The sequence below is a fragment of the Allorhizobium sp. nf9_anc genome (assembly GCF_056323085.1).
Window position 1 is genome coordinate 1,416,937 of sequence record NZ_CM150481.1, and the last position, 17,221, is coordinate 1,434,157.

The 17,221-nt window shown below is 62.0% G+C and carries 17 protein-coding genes; 6 read left to right on the forward strand and 11 right to left on the reverse strand.

Going from position 1 to position 17,221, the window contains the following annotated elements; all coding sequences use genetic code 11:
- Positions 1–5 precede the first annotated feature (5 nt).
- Entirely contained in the window at positions 6–818 is an 813-nt protein-coding gene (locus AC02Y0_RS06710; RefSeq protein ID WP_476383189.1) for a class I SAM-dependent methyltransferase, read from the reverse strand.
- A 125-nt stretch (positions 819–943) separates the two neighbouring features.
- Between AC02Y0_RS06710 and AC02Y0_RS06715 the strand changes: the two genes are divergently transcribed.
- On the forward strand, positions 944–1,681 hold the full coding sequence (locus AC02Y0_RS06715) for a DUF2270 domain-containing protein (protein ID WP_476383190.1): 738 nt from the start codon (positions 944–946) through the stop codon (positions 1,679–1,681).
- Positions 1,682–1,683: 2 nt separating this feature from the next.
- On the opposite strand, the gene AC02Y0_RS06720 is transcribed toward AC02Y0_RS06715, so the two are convergent.
- The 4 genes from AC02Y0_RS06720 to AC02Y0_RS06735 all read right to left on the reverse strand — a co-directional run bounded on the left by AC02Y0_RS06720 (position 1,684) and on the right by AC02Y0_RS06735 (position 4,639).
- On the reverse strand, positions 1,684–1,950 hold the full coding sequence (locus AC02Y0_RS06720) for an usg protein (RefSeq protein WP_006726048.1): 267 nt from the start codon (positions 1,948–1,950) through the stop codon (positions 1,684–1,686).
- Between the two features lie 173 nt (positions 1,951–2,123).
- The gene (locus AC02Y0_RS06725; RefSeq protein ID WP_476383191.1) at positions 2,124–2,954 is read right to left on the reverse strand and encodes an ABC transporter permease; all 831 of its coding nucleotides are present in this window, start codon (positions 2,952–2,954) and stop codon (positions 2,124–2,126) included.
- Positions 2,951–3,754, reverse strand: coding sequence for an ABC transporter permease (locus tag AC02Y0_RS06730; protein ID WP_476383192.1), 804 nt, complete (start codon positions 3,752–3,754; stop codon positions 2,951–2,953). Before AC02Y0_RS06730 ends, AC02Y0_RS06725 begins: the two co-directional genes overlap by 4 nt.
- Positions 3,755–3,865: 111 nt before the next feature.
- On the reverse strand, positions 3,866–4,639 hold the full coding sequence (locus AC02Y0_RS06735; RefSeq protein WP_102020296.1) for an ABC transporter substrate-binding protein: 774 nt from the start codon (positions 4,637–4,639) through the stop codon (positions 3,866–3,868).
- A gap of 357 nt (positions 4,640–4,996) precedes the next feature.
- Between AC02Y0_RS06735 and AC02Y0_RS06740 the strand changes: the two genes are divergently transcribed.
- Positions 4,997–7,387: an OmpA family protein gene (locus tag AC02Y0_RS06740; RefSeq protein WP_476383193.1), complete on the forward strand. Its 2,391-nt coding sequence runs from the start codon at positions 4,997–4,999 to the stop codon at positions 7,385–7,387.
- 70 nt (positions 7,388–7,457) lie between these two features.
- Here the strand turns inward: AC02Y0_RS06740 and mobB are convergent, their stop codons facing one another.
- From mobB to AC02Y0_RS06760, 4 genes are read right to left on the reverse strand one after another with little or no spacing between them, the layout of a single operon-like run.
- Positions 7,458–7,979 (reverse strand): molybdopterin-guanine dinucleotide biosynthesis protein B, encoded by a 522-nt coding sequence (mobB, locus tag AC02Y0_RS06745; protein WP_476383194.1) that lies wholly within the window; start codon positions 7,977–7,979, stop codon positions 7,458–7,460.
- Positions 7,976–8,602, reverse strand: a complete 627-nt coding sequence (mobA, locus tag AC02Y0_RS06750; protein ID WP_476383195.1) for a molybdenum cofactor guanylyltransferase MobA — start codon at positions 8,600–8,602, stop codon at positions 7,976–7,978. The genes mobB and mobA overlap by 4 nt, the downstream gene beginning before the upstream one ends.
- Positions 8,603–8,606: 4 nt before the next feature.
- Entirely contained in the window at positions 8,607–9,812 is a 1,206-nt protein-coding gene (locus AC02Y0_RS06755) for a multidrug effflux MFS transporter (protein ID WP_476383196.1), read from the reverse strand.
- A gap of 29 nt (positions 9,813–9,841) precedes the next feature.
- A complete protein-coding gene (locus AC02Y0_RS06760; RefSeq protein WP_444558357.1) occupies positions 9,842–10,747 on the reverse strand; it encodes a DMT family transporter in 906 nt (301 codons plus the stop codon).
- A gap of 229 nt (positions 10,748–10,976) precedes the next feature.
- Between AC02Y0_RS06760 and AC02Y0_RS06765 the strand changes: the two genes are divergently transcribed.
- Positions 10,977–13,511: a methyl-accepting chemotaxis protein gene (locus AC02Y0_RS06765; protein ID WP_476383197.1), complete on the forward strand. Its 2,535-nt coding sequence runs from the start codon at positions 10,977–10,979 to the stop codon at positions 13,509–13,511.
- A gap of 24 nt (positions 13,512–13,535) precedes the next feature.
- Here AC02Y0_RS06765 and moaA read toward each other — a convergent pair whose 3' ends face one another.
- Positions 13,536–14,522 (reverse strand): GTP 3',8-cyclase MoaA, encoded by a 987-nt coding sequence (gene moaA, locus AC02Y0_RS06770; RefSeq protein ID WP_476383978.1) that lies wholly within the window; start codon positions 14,520–14,522, stop codon positions 13,536–13,538.
- A gap of 205 nt (positions 14,523–14,727) precedes the next feature.
- On the opposite strand from moaA, the gene AC02Y0_RS06775 reads away from it, so the two are divergent.
- Positions 14,728–15,090, forward strand: a complete 363-nt coding sequence (locus tag AC02Y0_RS06775; protein WP_444558359.1) for a gamma-butyrobetaine hydroxylase-like domain-containing protein — start codon at positions 14,728–14,730, stop codon at positions 15,088–15,090.
- Here the strand turns inward: AC02Y0_RS06775 and AC02Y0_RS06780 are convergent.
- Complete coding sequence (locus AC02Y0_RS06780) at positions 15,071–15,562, reverse strand: MarR family winged helix-turn-helix transcriptional regulator (protein ID WP_102020287.1); 492 nt, start codon at positions 15,560–15,562, stop codon at positions 15,071–15,073. The genes AC02Y0_RS06775 and AC02Y0_RS06780 overlap by 20 nt on opposite strands.
- 47 nt (positions 15,563–15,609) lie before the next feature.
- Between AC02Y0_RS06780 and AC02Y0_RS06785 the strand changes: the two genes are divergently transcribed.
- Complete coding sequence (locus AC02Y0_RS06785) at positions 15,610–16,533, forward strand: alpha/beta hydrolase (RefSeq protein ID WP_476383198.1); 924 nt, start codon at positions 15,610–15,612, stop codon at positions 16,531–16,533.
- Between the two features lie 69 nt (positions 16,534–16,602).
- Positions 16,603–17,211, forward strand: a complete 609-nt coding sequence (locus AC02Y0_RS06790) for a pyridoxamine 5'-phosphate oxidase family protein (RefSeq protein WP_476383199.1) — start codon at positions 16,603–16,605, stop codon at positions 17,209–17,211.
- Positions 17,212–17,221: the final 10 nt, after the last annotated feature.

A 17,221-nucleotide genomic window follows, 5' to 3' on the forward strand; every position in this document is an offset into this window, starting at 1 on the left:
GTCGTTTACGCCTTTTTCGCCACGACGAGATGTCCGGGGGATGGCTCGCCGTCCTGCATGCGGACGTTGATGTCGGTAATCTCGACCAGTTCGAAGCCGGTGGCAGCCAGGCGTTCGCGCACATAGGTCTCGGCATGGACGAAGCGCTGATGCGGTCCGACCATGAAGGGGCGGTCTGCCATTACGTCAGCTGGCCTTGTCTCAGACGAGAAGACGAAGATGCCGCCGGCGGTCATGTTCTCGGCGGCGCCGAAGAAGAGCGGTTCGAGCGCGCCGAGATAGGGCAGCACGTCCGTCGCGGTCACCAGGTCGAAGGCTTCGTCGTCGTTGTCTTCGAGGAAGTCCTCGAGTTCGGCGACGTAGAGGGTCTCGTAGAGATCCTTTTCATGGGCGATCTCGACCATCTTCTCGGAGATGTCGATGCCCGTCATGTCGTCCACCATGTCGCGCAGCGCACCACCGGTCAGGCCGGTGCCGCAGCCGAGATCGAGCAGGCGCTTGAAAGGTCCGAGCTTAAGCGCCTGAAGGCGCTGGCGCACCATCATGGGCACGGTGTAGCCGAGCTGTTCGACGAGGATGTCTTCGAACGCGTCGGCGTGCTGGTCGAAAAGCGTCTCGACATAGGCATCGGGTGCCTTGGGCGGGGCTTCGCCACGTCCGAGCGCTGCAATGCGAACCGAAGCACCGCCGTGGTCATCGGGATCGATGGCGAGGACTTCTTCGTAAGCCTTGACGGCTGCGTCGATGTCGCCGGCCTTTTCGAGGGTGAGTGCGCGGTTATAGGCTTCCGCCAGGGCTTCTTCGTCGATCTTGGCCATGTGAGGCTCCTGTTTCCGTGGCCGTCGACCGGCCTTTGCCGGTCGTCTAGCCGGTCGGGCGCTGCTTGGCAATGAAAACGGAACTGAGGACGACCTCTTCGTGTTTTTGGGGTATGGAGCCAAGCATGGAACAAACCGCACAGGAAAAAGCCGGCATCTTGCCGCTGGAAAGCGCCACACCCGCCCGTCGCGCACCCGCCTTGCCAGCCAACTCGGCTGAGAAGGCCAACATGATCATTCACTATTACCGGGGTGAGATCGGCCGGATGACGAGCTGGCGCGACCGGATCGACCGGACGTCAAACTGGTCGATGACGGTCGTTGCGGGTCTGCTGTCGGTGTCGCTTTCGACGCCGACCTCGCACCACGGCGTGGTGCTGTTCGCCATGCTGCTGATTTCCGTGTTTCTGCTGATCGAGGCGCGGCGCTATCGCTTTTTCGATGTCTACCGCGCGCGTGTTCGGCAGCTGGAGCGGCATTACTTTGCCCAGGCGCTTTTCCCGCAGGCGGAGCTGAAGGCCGATTGGGCGCAAGAGATTGCCGCCAGCCTGCGCAAACCGGTTTTCCTGATCGGCTACCGCGATGCACTCTTCCGCCGCATTCGGCGAAACTACATCTGGATGTATCTCATCCTGCTCCTCGCCTGGGCGCTGAAGATTTCAAGCCCCAAGCTGCAGCAGGCCGAGATCCCGGCCGAGTTCGTCACAAACGTCTGGCAGGTGGTCGAAAACGGCCATCTTGGGCCGCTGCATGGCGGCATCGTTCTGGCCGTCGTCGGCATGTTTTATGCCTGGCTTCTCGTCGCCGTCCTATGTCGCGAGCCTGACGACGGCGAGTTCGCCCATGGCGAAGTGCATGTCTGACGTCAGTGGAGGATGAACTCGCCCTTCAGCGAGCGCCATTCGCTGGCTGCGATCATCTTCTTATGCACATAGGTGACTGAGTGGAGCGGTCCCTCGATCTTGTCCTGCCAGAAGCGCAGAAAGCCGCGCATCTCCGGAAAGTCGGGGGCGAGATCGTAATGCTGCCAGATATAGGTCTGGAGTAGGGAAGGGTGGTCCGGCAGGCGATAGAGGATCTGGGCGGTGGTCAGCCCGTAACCCTTCAGCATCAGTTCCATTTCGCTGTTCATGTCCGTTGCTCCGTCTCCCGTGGCAGGGGATCGGCGCGGACGGTTACATCGCTTCCGCGACCGACCGGGGCCGCGACCGACGCGGGCCCTGTCACCATGGAAACACTGCGTGGTGAAGGAAGTCCTAATGCAGGAGCGGCCGCGAACCAGCTATCGCGGCCGATCGCCCTTGTTCAGCGCTTCAGATGCCGTGTGAGGCGGGCCTCGATGGCGGCCCAGGTGTGGCGCAGGGTCTCGACAATGGCGAGATAGAAGATCGCCGCCCAGAGATAGGTCTGGTAGTCGAAGGTCCGCGAGAAGGCGTAGCGGGTCTGGCCCATAAGGTCGAGAACGGTCACGACCGCGACGACCGCCGAACCCTTGATCATGAAGATGATCTCGTTGCCGTAGGGGCGCAGTGCCACAATCAGGGCCTGGGGCAGGATGATCTTCCAGAACGTTACCGATGTGGGCAGGCCGAGCGATTTTGCGCCCTCGGTCTGTCCGCGTGGCACGCTTTCGATCGCGCCGCGCAGGATTTCCGCCTGATAGGCGGCCGTATTCAGTGTCATGGCGAAGAGCGCGCAGTACCAGGCCTCGCGGAAGAACCACCACAGGCCGACCGCTTCGATCTGCGGGCGGAATGAGCCCAGCCCGTAATAGATCAGGAAGATCTGCAGCAGCATAGGCGTGCTGCGGAAGACGTAGACATAGGTGTAGGAGATCGCGTTGAGAACAGGGTTCTTCGCCATGCGGGCAAAGGCGACGGGGACCGAGATAACGGCGCCGAGCGTGATGGAGATCGCGGTCAGTGCTAGGGTGGTCGCAAGTCCGTTCAGATAGCGGGGGCCATAGCGGCTGACTTTGTCCATGTCCCAGTTGGATACGACGGACCAGAGCAGTGCGGCACCCAGCACCAGCCAGAGGCCGACCAGGAGATAGCCGAGCACACGCGTTCCGGTGATCTTGCTGGCGCGGGCGGCGGGGGCTGGGCGAGCCGGGATGATTTCCAGTGCATGGCTCATCGGCTTGCCTCCGAACGGTTGGCCCAGCGCGATATGGCGTTCAGGCCTACGGAGGAGATGCTCGCAAGCACGAGATAGATAAGACAGGCGAGCCCGTAAAACAGGAAGGCTTCCTTGGTAACGCGGGCCGCGACACCGGTCTGTCTCAGGATGTCGGTGAGGCCGATAACTGAGACGAGGGCTGTATCCTTGAGAAGCACCAGCCACAGATTGCTGAGGCCAGGCAGGGCTATCCGGATCAATTGCGGAATGATGACCAGCGACATGGTCTTGCGTCGGGAGAGGCCAACTGCGCTGCCGGCCTCGTATTGACCTTTCGGGATCGCACGGAAGGCCGAGAGCAACACTTCGGATGCGTAGGACGAAAAGACGACCGATAGTGCAAGCATGCCGGCAAAGAAAGCGTTGATCTCGATCCGCTGCTCGCTTCCGAGCCATGTCAGGAGAGACTGCAAGGCGATCTGGAAGCCGTAATAGACGATGAACAGGGTCAGGAGTTCCGGGAGGCCACGGAAGATGGTGGTGTAGATGCCGGCCGCCATTCGCAGGCTGCGTTCCTCTGACTGCATGGCGAGCGCAATGGCAAAGCCGAGCATCAGGCCAAGCGGCAACGTTAACAATGCGAGCGATATGGTGATCTTGACGCCGAAGGCGATGTCGTCGCCCCAGCCTGCGTCTCCGCAGGCAACGAGCGTATCGGCTGCCAGAAGCCGGAAGACGCCCACCGGGCCACAGAATGGATCAAAGGTGTAGGTGATCCAGGCCCAGATCGAACCGAGCGCGGAGGACAAACCGTCCATTCGCTTTTTCCCCTTTGGCGGTTTGCCCGCCTTTTGATGTTATGCCGTCCAAATGCAAAATGGCGGAAGTGTTCGACTTCCGCCACTCGTTTTCGTCAGACGATGCGGCGATCAGTTGCCGTAGACGTCGAAATCGAAATATTTCTTGTTGATTTCGGCATACTTGCCGCTAGCGCGGATGGCTTCGATCGCGGCCGAGAACTTGTCTGCGAGCGCGGTTTCACCCTTACGCACTGCGATGCCTGCGCCTTCGCCGTTGATCTCGACGTCCACTTCAAGCGGGGTCAGGATCTTGCAGCAGGTGCCGGCGTCCGACTTCAGCCACTCCGACAGGACGACGATGTCGTCAACGACTGCGTCCACGCGTCCGCCTTCGAGGTCGAGCTTGTATTCGTCAGCGGTCGGATAGAGCTTCAGTTCGGAATCCGCCATGTGCTTTTCAGCGTAGTTGGCGTGCGTCGTCGAAGACTGTGCACCGATCGTCTTGCCCTTCAGGCCGGCGAGATCGGTGATCGGCGAATCCTTCGGCACGGCGACGGCCGGCGGCGTGTTGTAGTACTTCTTCGAGAAGTCGACCTTCTCGAGACGCTCGGGCGTGATCGACATGGAAGCGATGATCGCGTCGAACTTCTTGGCCTGCAGGGCCGGAATGATGCCGTCCCAATCCTGGGTCACGAACTCGCAGGAGACCTTCATTTCTTCGCAAAGCGCCTTGGCGATGTCGATGTCGAAGCCGACGAGGGAGCCATCAGCTTCCAGATTGTTGAAGGGCGGGTAAGCGCCTTCGGTGCCGATGATCAGCTTCTCTTGAGCCATGGCCGAGCCGGCAAAGAGCGACAGGGCAGCGATCGAAGCTGCGGCCAGAAAACGTGTCGGAATACGCATAGGATCCTCTCTGTTGGGTGGACGCCGTTTGTTGTTGTGAGGCGGCTGTCCGTGATCGTGTGGCATGGTCGGCCACACTTGGGCCCAATATTCGTCTTGTTTGAGTGACGAAATCAACAGGAAACAATGTCGCTTGCAAAAAATGCACGCGTTGATGGCCGGGAAGGGCTGGCAATCTTCCAGAACGGCATCGAACATGGCTTATGGAGCAAAAGACGTTCGAACTCGTTCAGGCAGGGTTAATCACGCGGAACCTAGCTTGGCGGCAGTGACTGGACGCGTCGTCGACCTCGTTATTGAACGTCATCGTCCGAAGTATCCCGTCGGTTGCGATGTGTAGGGAAGGAAACAGGAAGAATGTTGAAAAATAGATTGCTGGCCACGGTTGCGATCCCCGTGCTGTCGGTGGCGATGATGGGACAGCCCGTCATCGCATCGACCAGCAGCATGGGCGAGAGCCAGAATCAGTCGCGCCAGGCGGAAGAGGCCCTGATCCAGCTGGCCCAGGCCGTGGTCTGCAGTGACGGCAGTGAAGCGGCCGATGCCGAAACCTGCGCTGCCCGCGACGCACAGGCCGCTGCCGAAGCAGAAGCCCAGCGCGCGGCCGAGGAAGAGGCACAGCGTGCTGCCGCGGAAGAGGCGCAGCGTCAGGCTGAAGCCGAAGCGGAAGCCCAGCGTGCTGCCGAGGCGGAAGCCGAGGCACAGCGTGCCGCTGAAGAAGAGGCGCTGCGTCAGCAGCAGCAGGCTGAAGCAGAAGCCGAGGCACAGCGCGCCGCTGAAGCGGAAGCCCAGCAGCAGCAAGCTGAAGCCGAGGCAGAGGCACAGCGTGCCGCTGAAGCGGAGGCTCAGCAGCAGCAGGCTGAAGCAGAGGCCGAGGCACAGCGTGCCGCGGAAGCCGAAGCTCAGCAGCAGCAGGCCGAAGCAGAAGCCGAGGCCCAGCGTGTTGCTGAAGAAGAGGCCCAGCAACAGCAGGCTGAAGCCGAAGCCGAGGCACAGCGCGCCGCCGAGGCCGAAGCTCAGCAGCAGGCTGAAGAAGCACAGCCGGTTGAGGAACCGCAGGCCGTGACCTGCGCCGATGGTTCGCAGGCAGCCTCCGAGGACGAGTGCGCGCCTCCGGCTCCGCAGCCGACCGAAGAAGAGCAGCCGGCTGAAGAACAGCCAACCGAAGAACAGCCTGCTGAAGAACAACAGCCGGCTGAGGAAGAGGCTGCACCCGAGCAGACCGAAGAGCAGGCTCCTGCCGTGGAAGAAGAACTGCGCCCCGGTCAGGACGCCGCTGGCGAAGAGCCCGCAACGGAAGGCGAAGTGCCTGCCGATCAGGCTGAACAGCCGACCGACGAGCAGCCCGTGGAAGAGCAGGCAACCGGTGAAGACGTGCCCGCCGACGCCCAGCCGGAAGGCGAGCAGGTTCTCGTTCCTGCCGTAGAGCCGCCGGCCGATCAGCCGGTGCAGGAGATCACTGACACCCGCACGACCGAAGAGAAGGAAGCCATCGCCGAAGATCCGTCCCAGACGTCCGAGACGGTCGTTCTGCCGGTTGAAAACGGTGCTGCCGTCCTCGACAGCGACAAGGATGCCGACAATACGGGCGGCGAGGGTGTGCGCGAGCAGCGCAACGAATTGCGTGCTCAGGAAGACGTGGCTCCTCCGCCGGAAACCGATGCTGAGGCTCAGGTCGAAACGACGGCTGCCGACCAGGAGACGATGCAGGCAACGATCGCCGAGCAGGGTACGACGCTCGATGCTGCACCGACCTTCGAAGTGCCAACCTCTGTGACCAACAACGTGTCGAACAGCACGGTGACCAACAATGTCACGAACAACGTGACCAATAACGTCACCAACAACACGATCGTGCAGAACAACGTGGTCAATCAGGTCACGGAAATCCGTGTGGTCGAGCAGATCGACAACCGGACGGTCATCAATGTCGGCAACCAGATCGTCGTTCGCGGCGATGATCGTCAGCGTCTGCGCTACGATGCGGAAGAGACCTACTACGAGCAGCTCCCGCGTGGCCGCACACGTGAGACCATCGAACGTGCCGACGGCAGCAAGCTGGTGACGGTCTACAACCGCTATGGCGACATCATCATCCGTTCGCGGATCTCGCCACGGGGCCGCGAATATGTCCTGATGTATTCGCCGGAGGCCGATGGCCAGCGCCCGACGATGTATGTCGACGTTGGTCTGTCCCTGCCGCCGATGCGTCTGACTATTCCGGTCGACGACTACATCGTCAGCACGACGCGTTCGCCGGATCGCGACTACTACGATTTCCTCGCCCGCCCGCCGGTCGAGCGTGTCGAGCGTGTCTATTCGATCGATGAAGTGAAGTCGTCGGCCCGTATCCGCGACAAGGTTCGTCGTATCGACCTCGATACCATCACCTTCCCGTCGGGTTCTGCCGAGGTGCCGCTGGAGCAGGCTCGTACCCTGCGTAAGGTTGCCCAGGCGATGGAGCAGCTGCTTGAAAAGGATCCGGGCGAAGTCTTCTTGATCGAAGGCCATACGGATGCTGTCGGTTCGGATCGTTCGAACCTCGTGCTTTCCGACCAGCGTGCGGAAACCGTCGCCAACCTCCTGACCGAGGTTTACGGCATCCCGCCGGAAAACATGTCGGTGCAGGGCTATGGCGAGCGCTTCCTGAAGATCCGCACGGAAGCAGCCGAACAGCAGAACCGCCGCGTCGCCATCCGCCGCGTGACCACGCTGGTCCGCCCGGCTGGCGTGTCGAGCAACGACTGATCACGCGAGACGCACAGAAAAGGGGCCGCCGGAGAGATCCGGCGGCCCCTTTTTCGTTCAGATGGACTCTTCAGTCCTTAGGAGCAAGTTCTGTGACCTCGGCGATGAAGTCGGCAATCGCTGCCGTGTCGTCGAGATCGAAGACCGGCAGATCCGTGTCCGTCACGGCATGGTCTGCCGCGATGGCGCGGATATGCGGATCTGTCGGCGCCAGCGGCTCCCGATTGTTTGCGGCCTGTCTGCGGGCTTCGATCTTCGGCACAGGTTCGCGCTTGTAGCCTTCGATCAGCACCAGGTCGCAGGGACCGATGCGGGAGAGGATCTCGTCAAAGCTCGGTTCGGGCGCACCGCGCAATTCATGCATGATGGCGTAGCGGGTGCCTGAGACGATGACCACCTCATGGGCGCCGGCCTCGCGGTGGCGGTAGCTGTCCGCTCCGACCTTGTCGATGTCGAAGTCATGATGGGCGTGCTTGATGGTCGAGATCCGATATCCGCGCCTCGTGAATTCCTCGACCAGACGCACGGCGAGTCCCGTCTTTCCGGAATTTTTCCAGCCGGCGATGCCGAAAATGCGGGGGCTGGTCGTCACAAGTCACCTCGTTCGAGAAGGGTGGCGGCGAGCGCCAGATCCTCTGGCGTATTGATGTTGAAGAAGGGATCGACGGGTCCTGACGTGCCGTCCAGGAGCTCAAACGCGACCGTTCTTGACGGGTGACGGGCGACGAAATCGAAGACACGGCGATGATCTGGATCATCCAGCCATCTGTCGAGGTCGTCTGCCAGCGAGAGCGGCCAGAGGGACGTGACCGGATGCGCGCGACCGGCGCAGCTCGCCATCACGATCGTGCCGCTTGCGGCCTGCTCAGCGAGGCTGCTGACGAGGTCGTGGGGCAGGAAAGGCGTGTCGCAGGGCGTGGTCAGGATATGGGTGGGCGCATCCGCACGCTCGGCGCAGGCTCTCAAGCCCGCCAGCACGCCGGCGAGCGGACCGGGCCGATCCGGTTTCGAATCCGGGAGCAAAGGCAGGGTTCCGGCAAGTGGGTGGTCGAGTGGGGCGTTGAGAACGACCGTGGAGACCTGCGGCTCCAGGCGCCGTGCGATGTGCAGGGCGAGGGGTGTTCCACAGAGCTCAATCATCGCCTTTTCCGCACCCATCCGCCGGGACAGGCCGCCTGCGAGAATGACTGCGGGAGGTCGAGCGTCCGGCATCATGTGTTCACCGCTCTTCACCCGGTGCGAACCGCAGGAAGATCACGGCAATCAGCGCCAGCACACAGCAGGCGAGCATGACCAGTAGCAGCGGCATGGCTCCCGTCTCGACCGACAGGATACGGGAGGCCAGCCAGGAGACGAAGGCGCCCCCGCCCATGGTGATGGCGCCGCCAAGACCAGAGGCCGAGCCGGCAAGCTCAGGGCGCACGCTGACGATGCCGGCATTGGTGCTCGGCAGCGACAGGCCATTGCCGAAGCCGACCACGACCTGGGGTGCGAAGAAGGCAATCGACGACACGAAGCCCTGGAGGAAGAAGAAAATGGGAATTGCCGCACCCACCAGCGCGACGATGCCGCCGACGAGCATCATCATGTCGATGCCGGCGCGCCTTGCAAACCGGCCCGAGAGGTAGTTGCCGGCAATGTAGCCGGCGGCGATGAACATGAATTGCAGGCCAAGCACGCTCGGCGTCAGGCCCATCAGCGTGCCGCCGACGAAGGGCGCACCGCCAAGAAAGGCGAAGAAGGCGCCCGAGGTGAAGGTGCCGGCCATGGTGTAGCCCCAGAAGCGCGGTGAGGCGAGGAGGCGCGGCCATGCCCGGAATTGCTGCGAGAAGCTTCCGCTTTTCTGGCGGTTCGTCTCGCCAAGGTCCCGGTAGACGAGCAAAAGCACCAGGATTGCCGCGACGAGGATTGCCACGAAGTTTGAGCGCCAGCCAAAGCTGTCGCTGAGCAGGCCGCCAAGCGTCGGACCGATCATCGGGATCAGCGTCATGCCCATGGTGACATAGCCGATCATCGAGGCTGCTTCCTCCATCGGCACCATGTCGCGGATGATGGCGCGGGACAGAACCAGACCTGCAACGACGGCCGTCTGGACCATGCGCGCGATGGTCAAAACTTCGATCGAGGTCGCAACCATGCAGACGAGGGAGGCAAGGATCAGGATGCAGAGTGCGCCCAGCATCACCGGTCGACGCCCATAGCGGTCGGATAGCGGGCCGATGACCAGCTGCACGAGGGCCGTCATCGCGATGTAGCCGGAGACCAGAACCTGCACACGGTCGTAGTCCACGCCCAGATCGGTCGCCATGGCCGGCAGTGCCGGAAGGAAGATGTTCATCGTCAGCGCCGAGAGGCCCGCGATTGCCACAAGGGTGACGATGTGCGGGGCCGTGGTCCTGTCGAAGAAGCGGGAAACTTGCTGCACGCGTATGTGTCCTTGGGCGCTAGACGAAATCAGCCGGGAGAGGCCGGATCGGCGCGGCGGGCGAGCGCCGCCTTCTTCTTGCTCTCGCGATAGAATGTGTAGAGGCCGGAGCCGATGACAATGGCCGAGCCTACGACCATCCAGACATCCGGCGTTTCGTTGAAGAAGAGCATGCCGAGAAGCACCGCCCAAAGGAGGCTCGTGTACCGGAAGGGGGCGATGAAGGAGATCTCGCCGGTCCGCATCGCCATGATGATGGCCTGGTAGCCGGCAAAGAGGAAGATCGAGGCGAAGGCCAGCCGGCCAAGTGCGCTGCCGGACATCGGTTGCCAGCCGCCAAAGACGGGGATCAAGAGGAGTCCGGCAAACGAGATGGAGGCTGCCGTGAACAGCGTCACCGTCAGCGACGAGATATTGGGATCGATGCGCCGGGTGACGAGATCGCGCCCGGCGGCCGTGATCACGCAAAGCACGATGTAGACGGAGGCAAGCGTGAAGCCTTCCGGCCCCGGCTGAATGATGACAAGGACGCCGATGAAGCCGAGCCCGATCGCTGTCCAGCGTCGCCAGCCGACGGGTTCCTTGTAGAACAGAGCCGCCCCCAAGGTCACCGCCAGCGGCAGCGACTGCAGGATCGCCGAGGCATTGGCGAGCGGCACCTGGCCGAGCGCTGCCAGGAAGGCGACGGCGGCGATGGTCTCCAGCACGATCCGAACCAGGATCAACGGCTGCAGGATGTTTCTGATGTGATCGAGCGCGCCCATGCGCCGGGCGACGATATAGACCAGAAGAGCCGTGAAGGCCCCGCGCACGAACATGATCTGCGCCACGGTCAGTTCCGAGGTCACCGATTTCGTCAGGGCGTCGTTGAATGTGAAGCCAGCCATCGAGATCGCCATCAAGAGGGCGCCTCGGGTGTTCTCGGATAATGCCATGCTCGATTCCCGTGCGTGTGGCCCGGTTCTAAACCAAGCGGCATGCGCGAGAAACCGTAATTCGGCTGTTCCGCACCTGAAACGATGCTGCAGTGCCAAAAACGCGGTCGGCAGTTAACCTTTGTTCAAACTCCGGTCGACAAGCTCTGATCCGGCGCTGCATGAGGTGGTTCCGTTCCTTCGACCCTGCGCGATGATCTCGCAGGACATCGACCTCTCCGAGGGTCTTATGAGTTTTATTGATCGCCTCCTGCAAAGTCGCAGGATCGTCACCAAGGTATTGCTTTTCGTTGTTCCTCTCGTTCTGCTCATGGCCGGTGTCGGCCTTCTGGGCTATTGGACTGCCACCACTCTCAACGGCCATATGACCGTTACCCGTGCCACCATCGGCAATATCAGCGACCTGGAAACACTGCAGCAGGGCCTGCAGGAATTCAGCCTCGATCCAACCGGTGCAAGCAGGCAGGCTCTTCTTGCCGCGATTGACGGCCAGAAGAAGGGTCTTAACGTACTCAATGGTGTGCTGGCGAAGCAGGCACAATCAGGCGATCTGTCGGCCTTGACCGGATTGCCGGCAGCGATGCGCGACCAGACGGGGGCTCTCTGGGCCAGCAAGACGACCCGCGATGAGCTGGATGCCGGCCTGACCGCCGCCGTCGCTGGCTTGCAGGCGGAGAGCCAGCAGATCGTCAAACAGGTCGATTTTGTCCGCGACGATCTCGCCGGTAAGGAGCGCTTCGCCAAGGAGCTGCTGTTCGATGCCTCGGCCTTCAAGTCTTTGCTCGATCGGCTCGGTAAACTGCGCGTTGGCGTGCAGTTGGCCTTTACGCCTGAAGAGCAGCTTGCCGAGACGAAACTCTATCTCGGACCGATGCGGAAGGATCTGGCGAAAGCCAACGAAATTGCTTCCGACAAGGGCAAGGTTCTGGTCGGTGAAGTTGGGGCTGCCATTGCCAAGATCGAAACGATCCTCGGTCAGTCGGCGCCAGACGATGTCAGGGCGCAGGACCTCGGTCGCGTGCTCGCCGAACTGGTCGAGATCGAACAGAAGATCACCTTGCAGGCTGCCAAGAACAGCGATGTCGCTGCCGATCGCTTCGTCAACCTCGACAAGCTCGTGGCCGAGCAGAAGGAATTGATGACGCTCGTCGACAGCGCTTCACTCACCATTGCGACGATTGAACTCCGCGTCCAGCAGATGCTGGGGACGCTGGACGATCAGAGCCGTGCCGTGGTCGTCGGTGAGGTGGAGGCGCTGCAGACGGTTGCGGCCCGCATCTCCGAGCTCGGCGCCAAGAACAGTGCCCTGCGTGATTTCCCGCAGAAGATCGTGCCGCATCTGGCGTCGATCACGGAAAACTCGCAGGCCCGTCTCGATGCCGGTCGCGACTGGCAGGACAAGCGACTGGCCGCCAATGCGGCTGTCTCTTCCGCGATGGGATCGCTGCGTAATTTCGTCAGCCAGGCCCAGGAAATCGGCCGCGAGGACAGCGAGCGTTCCGCCACGATTTCGGTCATCACCATGGTGGTGGGCACGCTGCTTGCGATCATCGGCGGCCTGATGCTGGTCGAAACGCTGCGGGCGCCGCTGAAGCGCATCACCGGCGTTATGTCGAGGCTCGCCAGCGGCGATCTCTCGGTGCCGATCGAGGGCCGCAATCGCGGCGACGAGATTGGCGACATGGTGCGCTCGGTAACTGTCTTCCGCGATGCCGCTTTGGAAAACCGGCGTCTTGAGGAAGAGGCAGAGGCGGCGCGTTCGCGGTCCGAGCAGGAGGGCGCGCAGCGCGCCCAGGAGCGAGCCCGCGTCGAGGCCGATCAGCGCTCTGCGCTGGAGGCCTTGTCCTCGGTGCTCGAAGCGTTCGCAAACGGCCAGCTCAACGTCTCCATGCGTGACGACCTGCCGGCCGATTTCGTTGCCATGGCATCGACCTACAATCAGGCGGTCGAGGCACTGCGTGCAACGCTCGAAGAGGTTCGCGCGGCCAGCGTCGACATCAATGCCGGGACCGAAAACCTTGCGGTTTCCGCTGACGATCTGGCACGCCGCACCGAACAGCAGGCGGCGGCACTTGAGGAGAGCGTGCGTGCGCTCTCACACTTGAGCGATGTCGTTCGCTCGACGGCGGATGGAGCCGGGCGCACCGCTCAGTCCGTCCAGTCGGCGCGAGATCATGCGCGGCAGTCTGGTGTGGTGGTCAGAAGGGCCGTCGAGGCCATGGCCGAGATCAGCCGCTCCTCGGAGAAGATCTCGACCATTATCGGCGTGATCGACGAGATCGCCTTCCAGACGAACCTTCTCGCACTCAATGCGGGTGTCGAGGCCGCACGCGCCGGTGAGGCCGGTCGTGGCTTTGCGGTGGTTGCTCAGGAAGTCCGTGATCTCGCCCAGCGCTGTGCCAATGCGGCCAAGGAGATCAAGACTCTCATCTCCGTCAGTGGCGGTCAGGTCAAGTCGGGTGTCGAGCTTGTCGAAAACACCGGCGTTGCTCTGCAGTCGATCATCGATCAGGTCGAGGAGGTTCAGGCGCTGGTCGAACGCATCTCCGCAGCGACCCGCGAGCAGTCGACCGGCATCAGCGAAGTGACATCTGCCGTGCGCGACGTCGAGCTGATCACGCAGCAGAATGCGGCCATGGTCGAGGAGAACAATGCCGAGATCCAGGGACTTCGCCAGCGCGTCGATATCCTGATGAACAAGATCTCGCGGTTCCGCACCGACACCCAGCGCAGCGAGACGCAGGCCTATCGGCGTTCGGCATAATCGCCACGAAGCTACCGGCGGCGATCAGCCGCCGGTCACGCTCATGTGGCGGGCAACAGCCGGCTTGCGATGGTTGCGATCGATTATGAAGTCGTGGCCCTTTGGCTTGCGCGAAATGGCTTCGTCGATGGCCGCTGAAAGATAGGCATCGTCATCGGATGCGCGAAGTGCCGTGCGCAGGTCGGCGGCATCGTCCTGGCCGAGGCACATATAAAGCGTACCCGTGCAGGTCAGACGCACGCGGTTGCAGCTCTCACAGAAATTGTGGGTGAGGGGCGTGATGAAGCCAAGGCGGCCACCGGTTTCGCGCACTTCCACGTAACGGGCCGGCCCACCGGTGCGATAGGGGATGTCGTCCAGGGTAAACTGCTCTTCCAGCCGCTGGCGAACCAGTGACAGCGGCAAGTACTGGTCCGTCCGGTCCTCGTCCGTCTCGCCCATCGGCATGGTTTCGATCAGCGTCAAGTCCATGCCCTCGCCATGAGCGAAACGCATGAGTTCCGGGATCTCGTGCTCGTTGAAATCCTTCAGCGCGACGGCGTTCAGCTTCACATGGATGCCCGCGGCTTGGGCGGCGCGGATGCCTTCCATGACCTTGTCGAGCTCGCCCCAGCGGGTGATCGTCTTGAACTTCACTGGATCGAGCGTGTCGATGGACACGTTGATGCGGCGCACACCGCAGTCGGCGAGTTCGGCCGCATTCCGGGCAAGCTGCGAGCCATTGGTCGTAAGCGTCAGTTCGTCAAGCCCGCTTCCGATGTGGCGCGACAGGCCGCGCACGAGATGCATGATGTTCTTGCGGACCAGGGGTTCGCCGCCGGTGAGGCGCAGCTTACGAACGCCCTTGGCGATGAAGGCGGAACAGAGCCGGTCGAGTTCTTCCAGCGTCAGAAGATCCTTCTTCGGCAGGAAGGTCATGTTCTCCGCCATGCAATAGGTGCAGCGAAAATCGCATCGATCCGTAACGGAGACGCGCAGATAAGTGACGGCCCGCCCGAAGGGGTCGATCATCGGTGCGGCTCGGTCCACGAGCGGCTCGGCATTGCGCCAATTGGCGGGGGTATGGTCCAACAGGTTCCTCCTGTTCGTTTCATCCAATGTGGGGTCAAGCCCTTGAAGCGTCAAGCTGACATCGACTGTCGACTTGAAATTGGATTGCAAACAGACCGTGATCGCCCTAGGTCTGCTGCAGCCAAACGGAAGAGACGAGTGCCCCATGAGTGAGATCTGGCCGAGCGAATTGAAGGTGTCCAAAGATCGCCGTCTGCTGACGGTGACCTTCAACGACGGCGTCGTCGCCTCGCTTCCGGCGGAAATGCTGCGTGTGCTTTCGCCATCGGCGGAGGTCCAGGGACATGGACCCGGTCAGAAGGTCACGGTGCCCGGCAAGCGCAATGTCGGCATTCGCCAGATGACGCCGACGGGCAATTATGCCGTTCGCATCGGCTTCGATGACGGTCACGACACCGGCATCTTCACCTGGCTTTATCTGCGGGAGCTTGGCGAGAGCGGAGATGAAAAATTCGCCGCCTACGAGGCTGAACTTGCCGAAAAGCGGCTCAGCCGCGATCCTCGCTGACTTCCAGGTCCCCCATTTCATCCGATGACAGCATGCGCTGGATCAACAGATCCATGTTGTCTGCGAGACGCTGGCAGTCCTCGATCGGCGTCGCCGACAAGGTGCGCTCGATCAGATCCGTCTGAATACGCATCGCTTTTTCGCTGAGCGCTCGTCCTTCGTCCGTCAGGGAGAGCCTGAGGATGCGCTTGTCCTTTGGATCTGGACGCCGCTCGAGCAGTCCACGCTTCTCCATCTGGGGCAGCAGCATGCTCATATTGGATCGACCGACGAGCAATTTGCGGGCAAGCTCCTGCTGCGAAATCCCTTCGAACCGATAGAGATTGACCAGAATATCGAGATGCGGCGGCTTGATGTCGAGCGGTACCAGAGCACGGCCCAGGGCCTGCTGCATCAGCTGGCAGGCACGAGCGACCGAGATCCAGCTGCGAAAACGGGGATGGTCCCAGGGGAAGGCTTGCTTTTTGTTCATTCTTGTACTTTATTGTTCAGCATTGAACATTCGATGGGATTCTGACTATGCCATCCTTTCCTCTCAAGGTCACCCGCCTGGCTTTCGCGCAGCTGGAGAAGGCGTCGCCGGCCCTTGCCGGGCGCATCGCCTTCGAGCTTTTCTGTCGAACGCCGAGCCGACGACCGAAGGGCGCAAAGGCGAAACAGGTCTTCATGGTGGGGCGCAATCGGTTGCGGCAGGCGCAGACGGTGCGGCTCGCGCTGTCGCGCGGGATGGCGGCCGCCCATCTCCTGCCGACAGAGACCGTGGGCAAGAATGGGCACCTGATCCTGGTGGTGCATGGCTGGGGATCGCGTGCCGAGTATCTCTCTGATCTGGCCCTCGGCCTTCGCCAAACGGGTGCGGAAGTTGTGGTTCTCGATCTGCCAGGTCATGGAGCGTCCAGCGGGCGGCGGCTTGATCTCAAGATTGCCGCTGAGGCCATCGTGGCTGCCGAGCGTCATTTTGGCCGTTTCGACGGTGTGCTCGGTCACTCCTTTGGCGGTGCGGCCGTGATGATGGCCGCAGGCTCTGTCTTTCCGGAACTGAAGCCGCTGCAGGCCGATCGAATTGCCCTAATCGGCTCGCCGTCGAGCATGGGAGAGGTGTTCAACGGCTTCGCCTCCATGGTCGGCCTTGGGCGCGGCAGCGTCGGCGCAATGCGCAATCGGGCGATGGAACTGGTCGGGGCGCAGGTCGAGGATCTGGATGGCGTTAGCGTCGCGCGGCGCATCGATCGGCCCTTGCTGGTGGTTCATGCCGAGGACGACAAGGAGGTCAATGTCGGTCACGCTCAACGCTATATCGGCGTTTCGCCGCATGTCCGGCATCTCTGGGCCAATGGCCACGGCCACCGGCGGATTGTCAGTGCACCCGAGGTGATCGCGGCGGTCGCGTCCTTCCTCGCTGGGGCGGATGCGTCAGCCCAGGTTGATCGCCGGGTGTCATAGAAGCGTCATCGCCCTTGCCTAACCCCGGACGCTGGATAGTGTTCAGAACCGGAAAGAGGGAGTGCGGCAATGACGATCATCACATCCGTGGACGAGTTGACGGCGATTTATGGCGCGGTGAGTGAAGCGTCGACCGCCAAGGTGACGCGATCTCTGACGCCGGCCTATCGTCGGATGATCGACATGTCTCCCTTTGTCGCCCTTGCGACCGTCGGGCCGGAGGGGCTGGACTGCTCGCCGCGCGGTGATCGCGGGACGGTGGTCCGGATCGAAGACGAGCAGACGCTCGCTTTGCCGGAGTGGCGCGGCAACAACCGGGTCGATTCGCTCATGAACATCGTGCGTGATCCGCGCGTTGCCCTGATGTTTCTCATTCCCGGCTCAAACAGTGTGATGCGCATCAACGGTCGCGCCGTTGTGTCGGTAGCGCCTGATCTTCTGCAAAGCTTCGAGATGGACGGCCGTCACCCGCGCAGCGTCATCTTGATCACGATCGACGAAGCCTATTTCCAATGTGCGCGGGCCGTCATGCGGGCGGAGTTGTGGGTTGTCGAGAAGCAGATCGCGGCCGATTCGTTGCCTACTCCCGGCGAGATGCTGAAGGCAGCGAAAGAGGATTTCGACCGCGAGACTTATGACCGGGAATGGCCCGAACGGGCCGCCAAGACCATGTGGTAACCGCGCCGGT

Excerpts from the sequence above, each read along its gene's own strand:
- AC02Y0_RS06710 (WP_476383189.1), bottom strand. The coding sequence starts at position 818 with ATGGCCAAGATCGACGAAGAAGCCCTGGCGGAAGCCTATAACCGCGCA.
- AC02Y0_RS06715 (WP_476383190.1), top strand. The coding sequence starts at position 944 with ATGGAACAAACCGCACAGGAAAAAGCCGGCATCTTGCCGCTGGAAAGC.
- AC02Y0_RS06720 (WP_006726048.1), bottom strand. The coding sequence starts at position 1,950 with ATGAACAGCGAAATGGAACTGATGCTGAAGGGTTACGGGCTGACCACC.
- AC02Y0_RS06725 (WP_476383191.1), bottom strand. The coding sequence starts at position 2,954 with ATGAGCCATGCACTGGAAATCATCCCGGCTCGCCCAGCCCCCGCCGCC.
- AC02Y0_RS06730 (WP_476383192.1), bottom strand. The coding sequence starts at position 3,754 with ATGGACGGTTTGTCCTCCGCGCTCGGTTCGATCTGGGCCTGGATCACC.
- AC02Y0_RS06735 (WP_102020296.1), bottom strand. The coding sequence starts at position 4,639 with ATGCGTATTCCGACACGTTTTCTGGCCGCAGCTTCGATCGCTGCCCTG.
- AC02Y0_RS06740 (WP_476383193.1), top strand. The coding sequence starts at position 4,997 with ATGTTGAAAAATAGATTGCTGGCCACGGTTGCGATCCCCGTGCTGTCG.
- mobA (WP_476383195.1), bottom strand. The coding sequence starts at position 8,602 with ATGATGCCGGACGCTCGACCTCCCGCAGTCATTCTCGCAGGCGGCCTG.
- AC02Y0_RS06760 (WP_444558357.1), bottom strand. The coding sequence starts at position 10,747 with ATGGCATTATCCGAGAACACCCGAGGCGCCCTCTTGATGGCGATCTCG.
- AC02Y0_RS06765 (WP_476383197.1), top strand. The coding sequence starts at position 10,977 with ATGAGTTTTATTGATCGCCTCCTGCAAAGTCGCAGGATCGTCACCAAG.
- moaA (WP_476383978.1), bottom strand. The coding sequence starts at position 14,522 with ATGATCGACCCCTTCGGGCGGGCCGTCACTTATCTGCGCGTCTCCGTT.
- AC02Y0_RS06775 (WP_444558359.1), top strand. The coding sequence starts at position 14,728 with ATGAGTGAGATCTGGCCGAGCGAATTGAAGGTGTCCAAAGATCGCCGT.
- AC02Y0_RS06780 (WP_102020287.1), bottom strand. The coding sequence starts at position 15,562 with ATGAACAAAAAGCAAGCCTTCCCCTGGGACCATCCCCGTTTTCGCAGC.
- AC02Y0_RS06785 (WP_476383198.1), top strand. The coding sequence starts at position 15,610 with ATGCCATCCTTTCCTCTCAAGGTCACCCGCCTGGCTTTCGCGCAGCTG.
- AC02Y0_RS06790 (WP_476383199.1), top strand. The coding sequence starts at position 16,603 with ATGACGATCATCACATCCGTGGACGAGTTGACGGCGATTTATGGCGCG.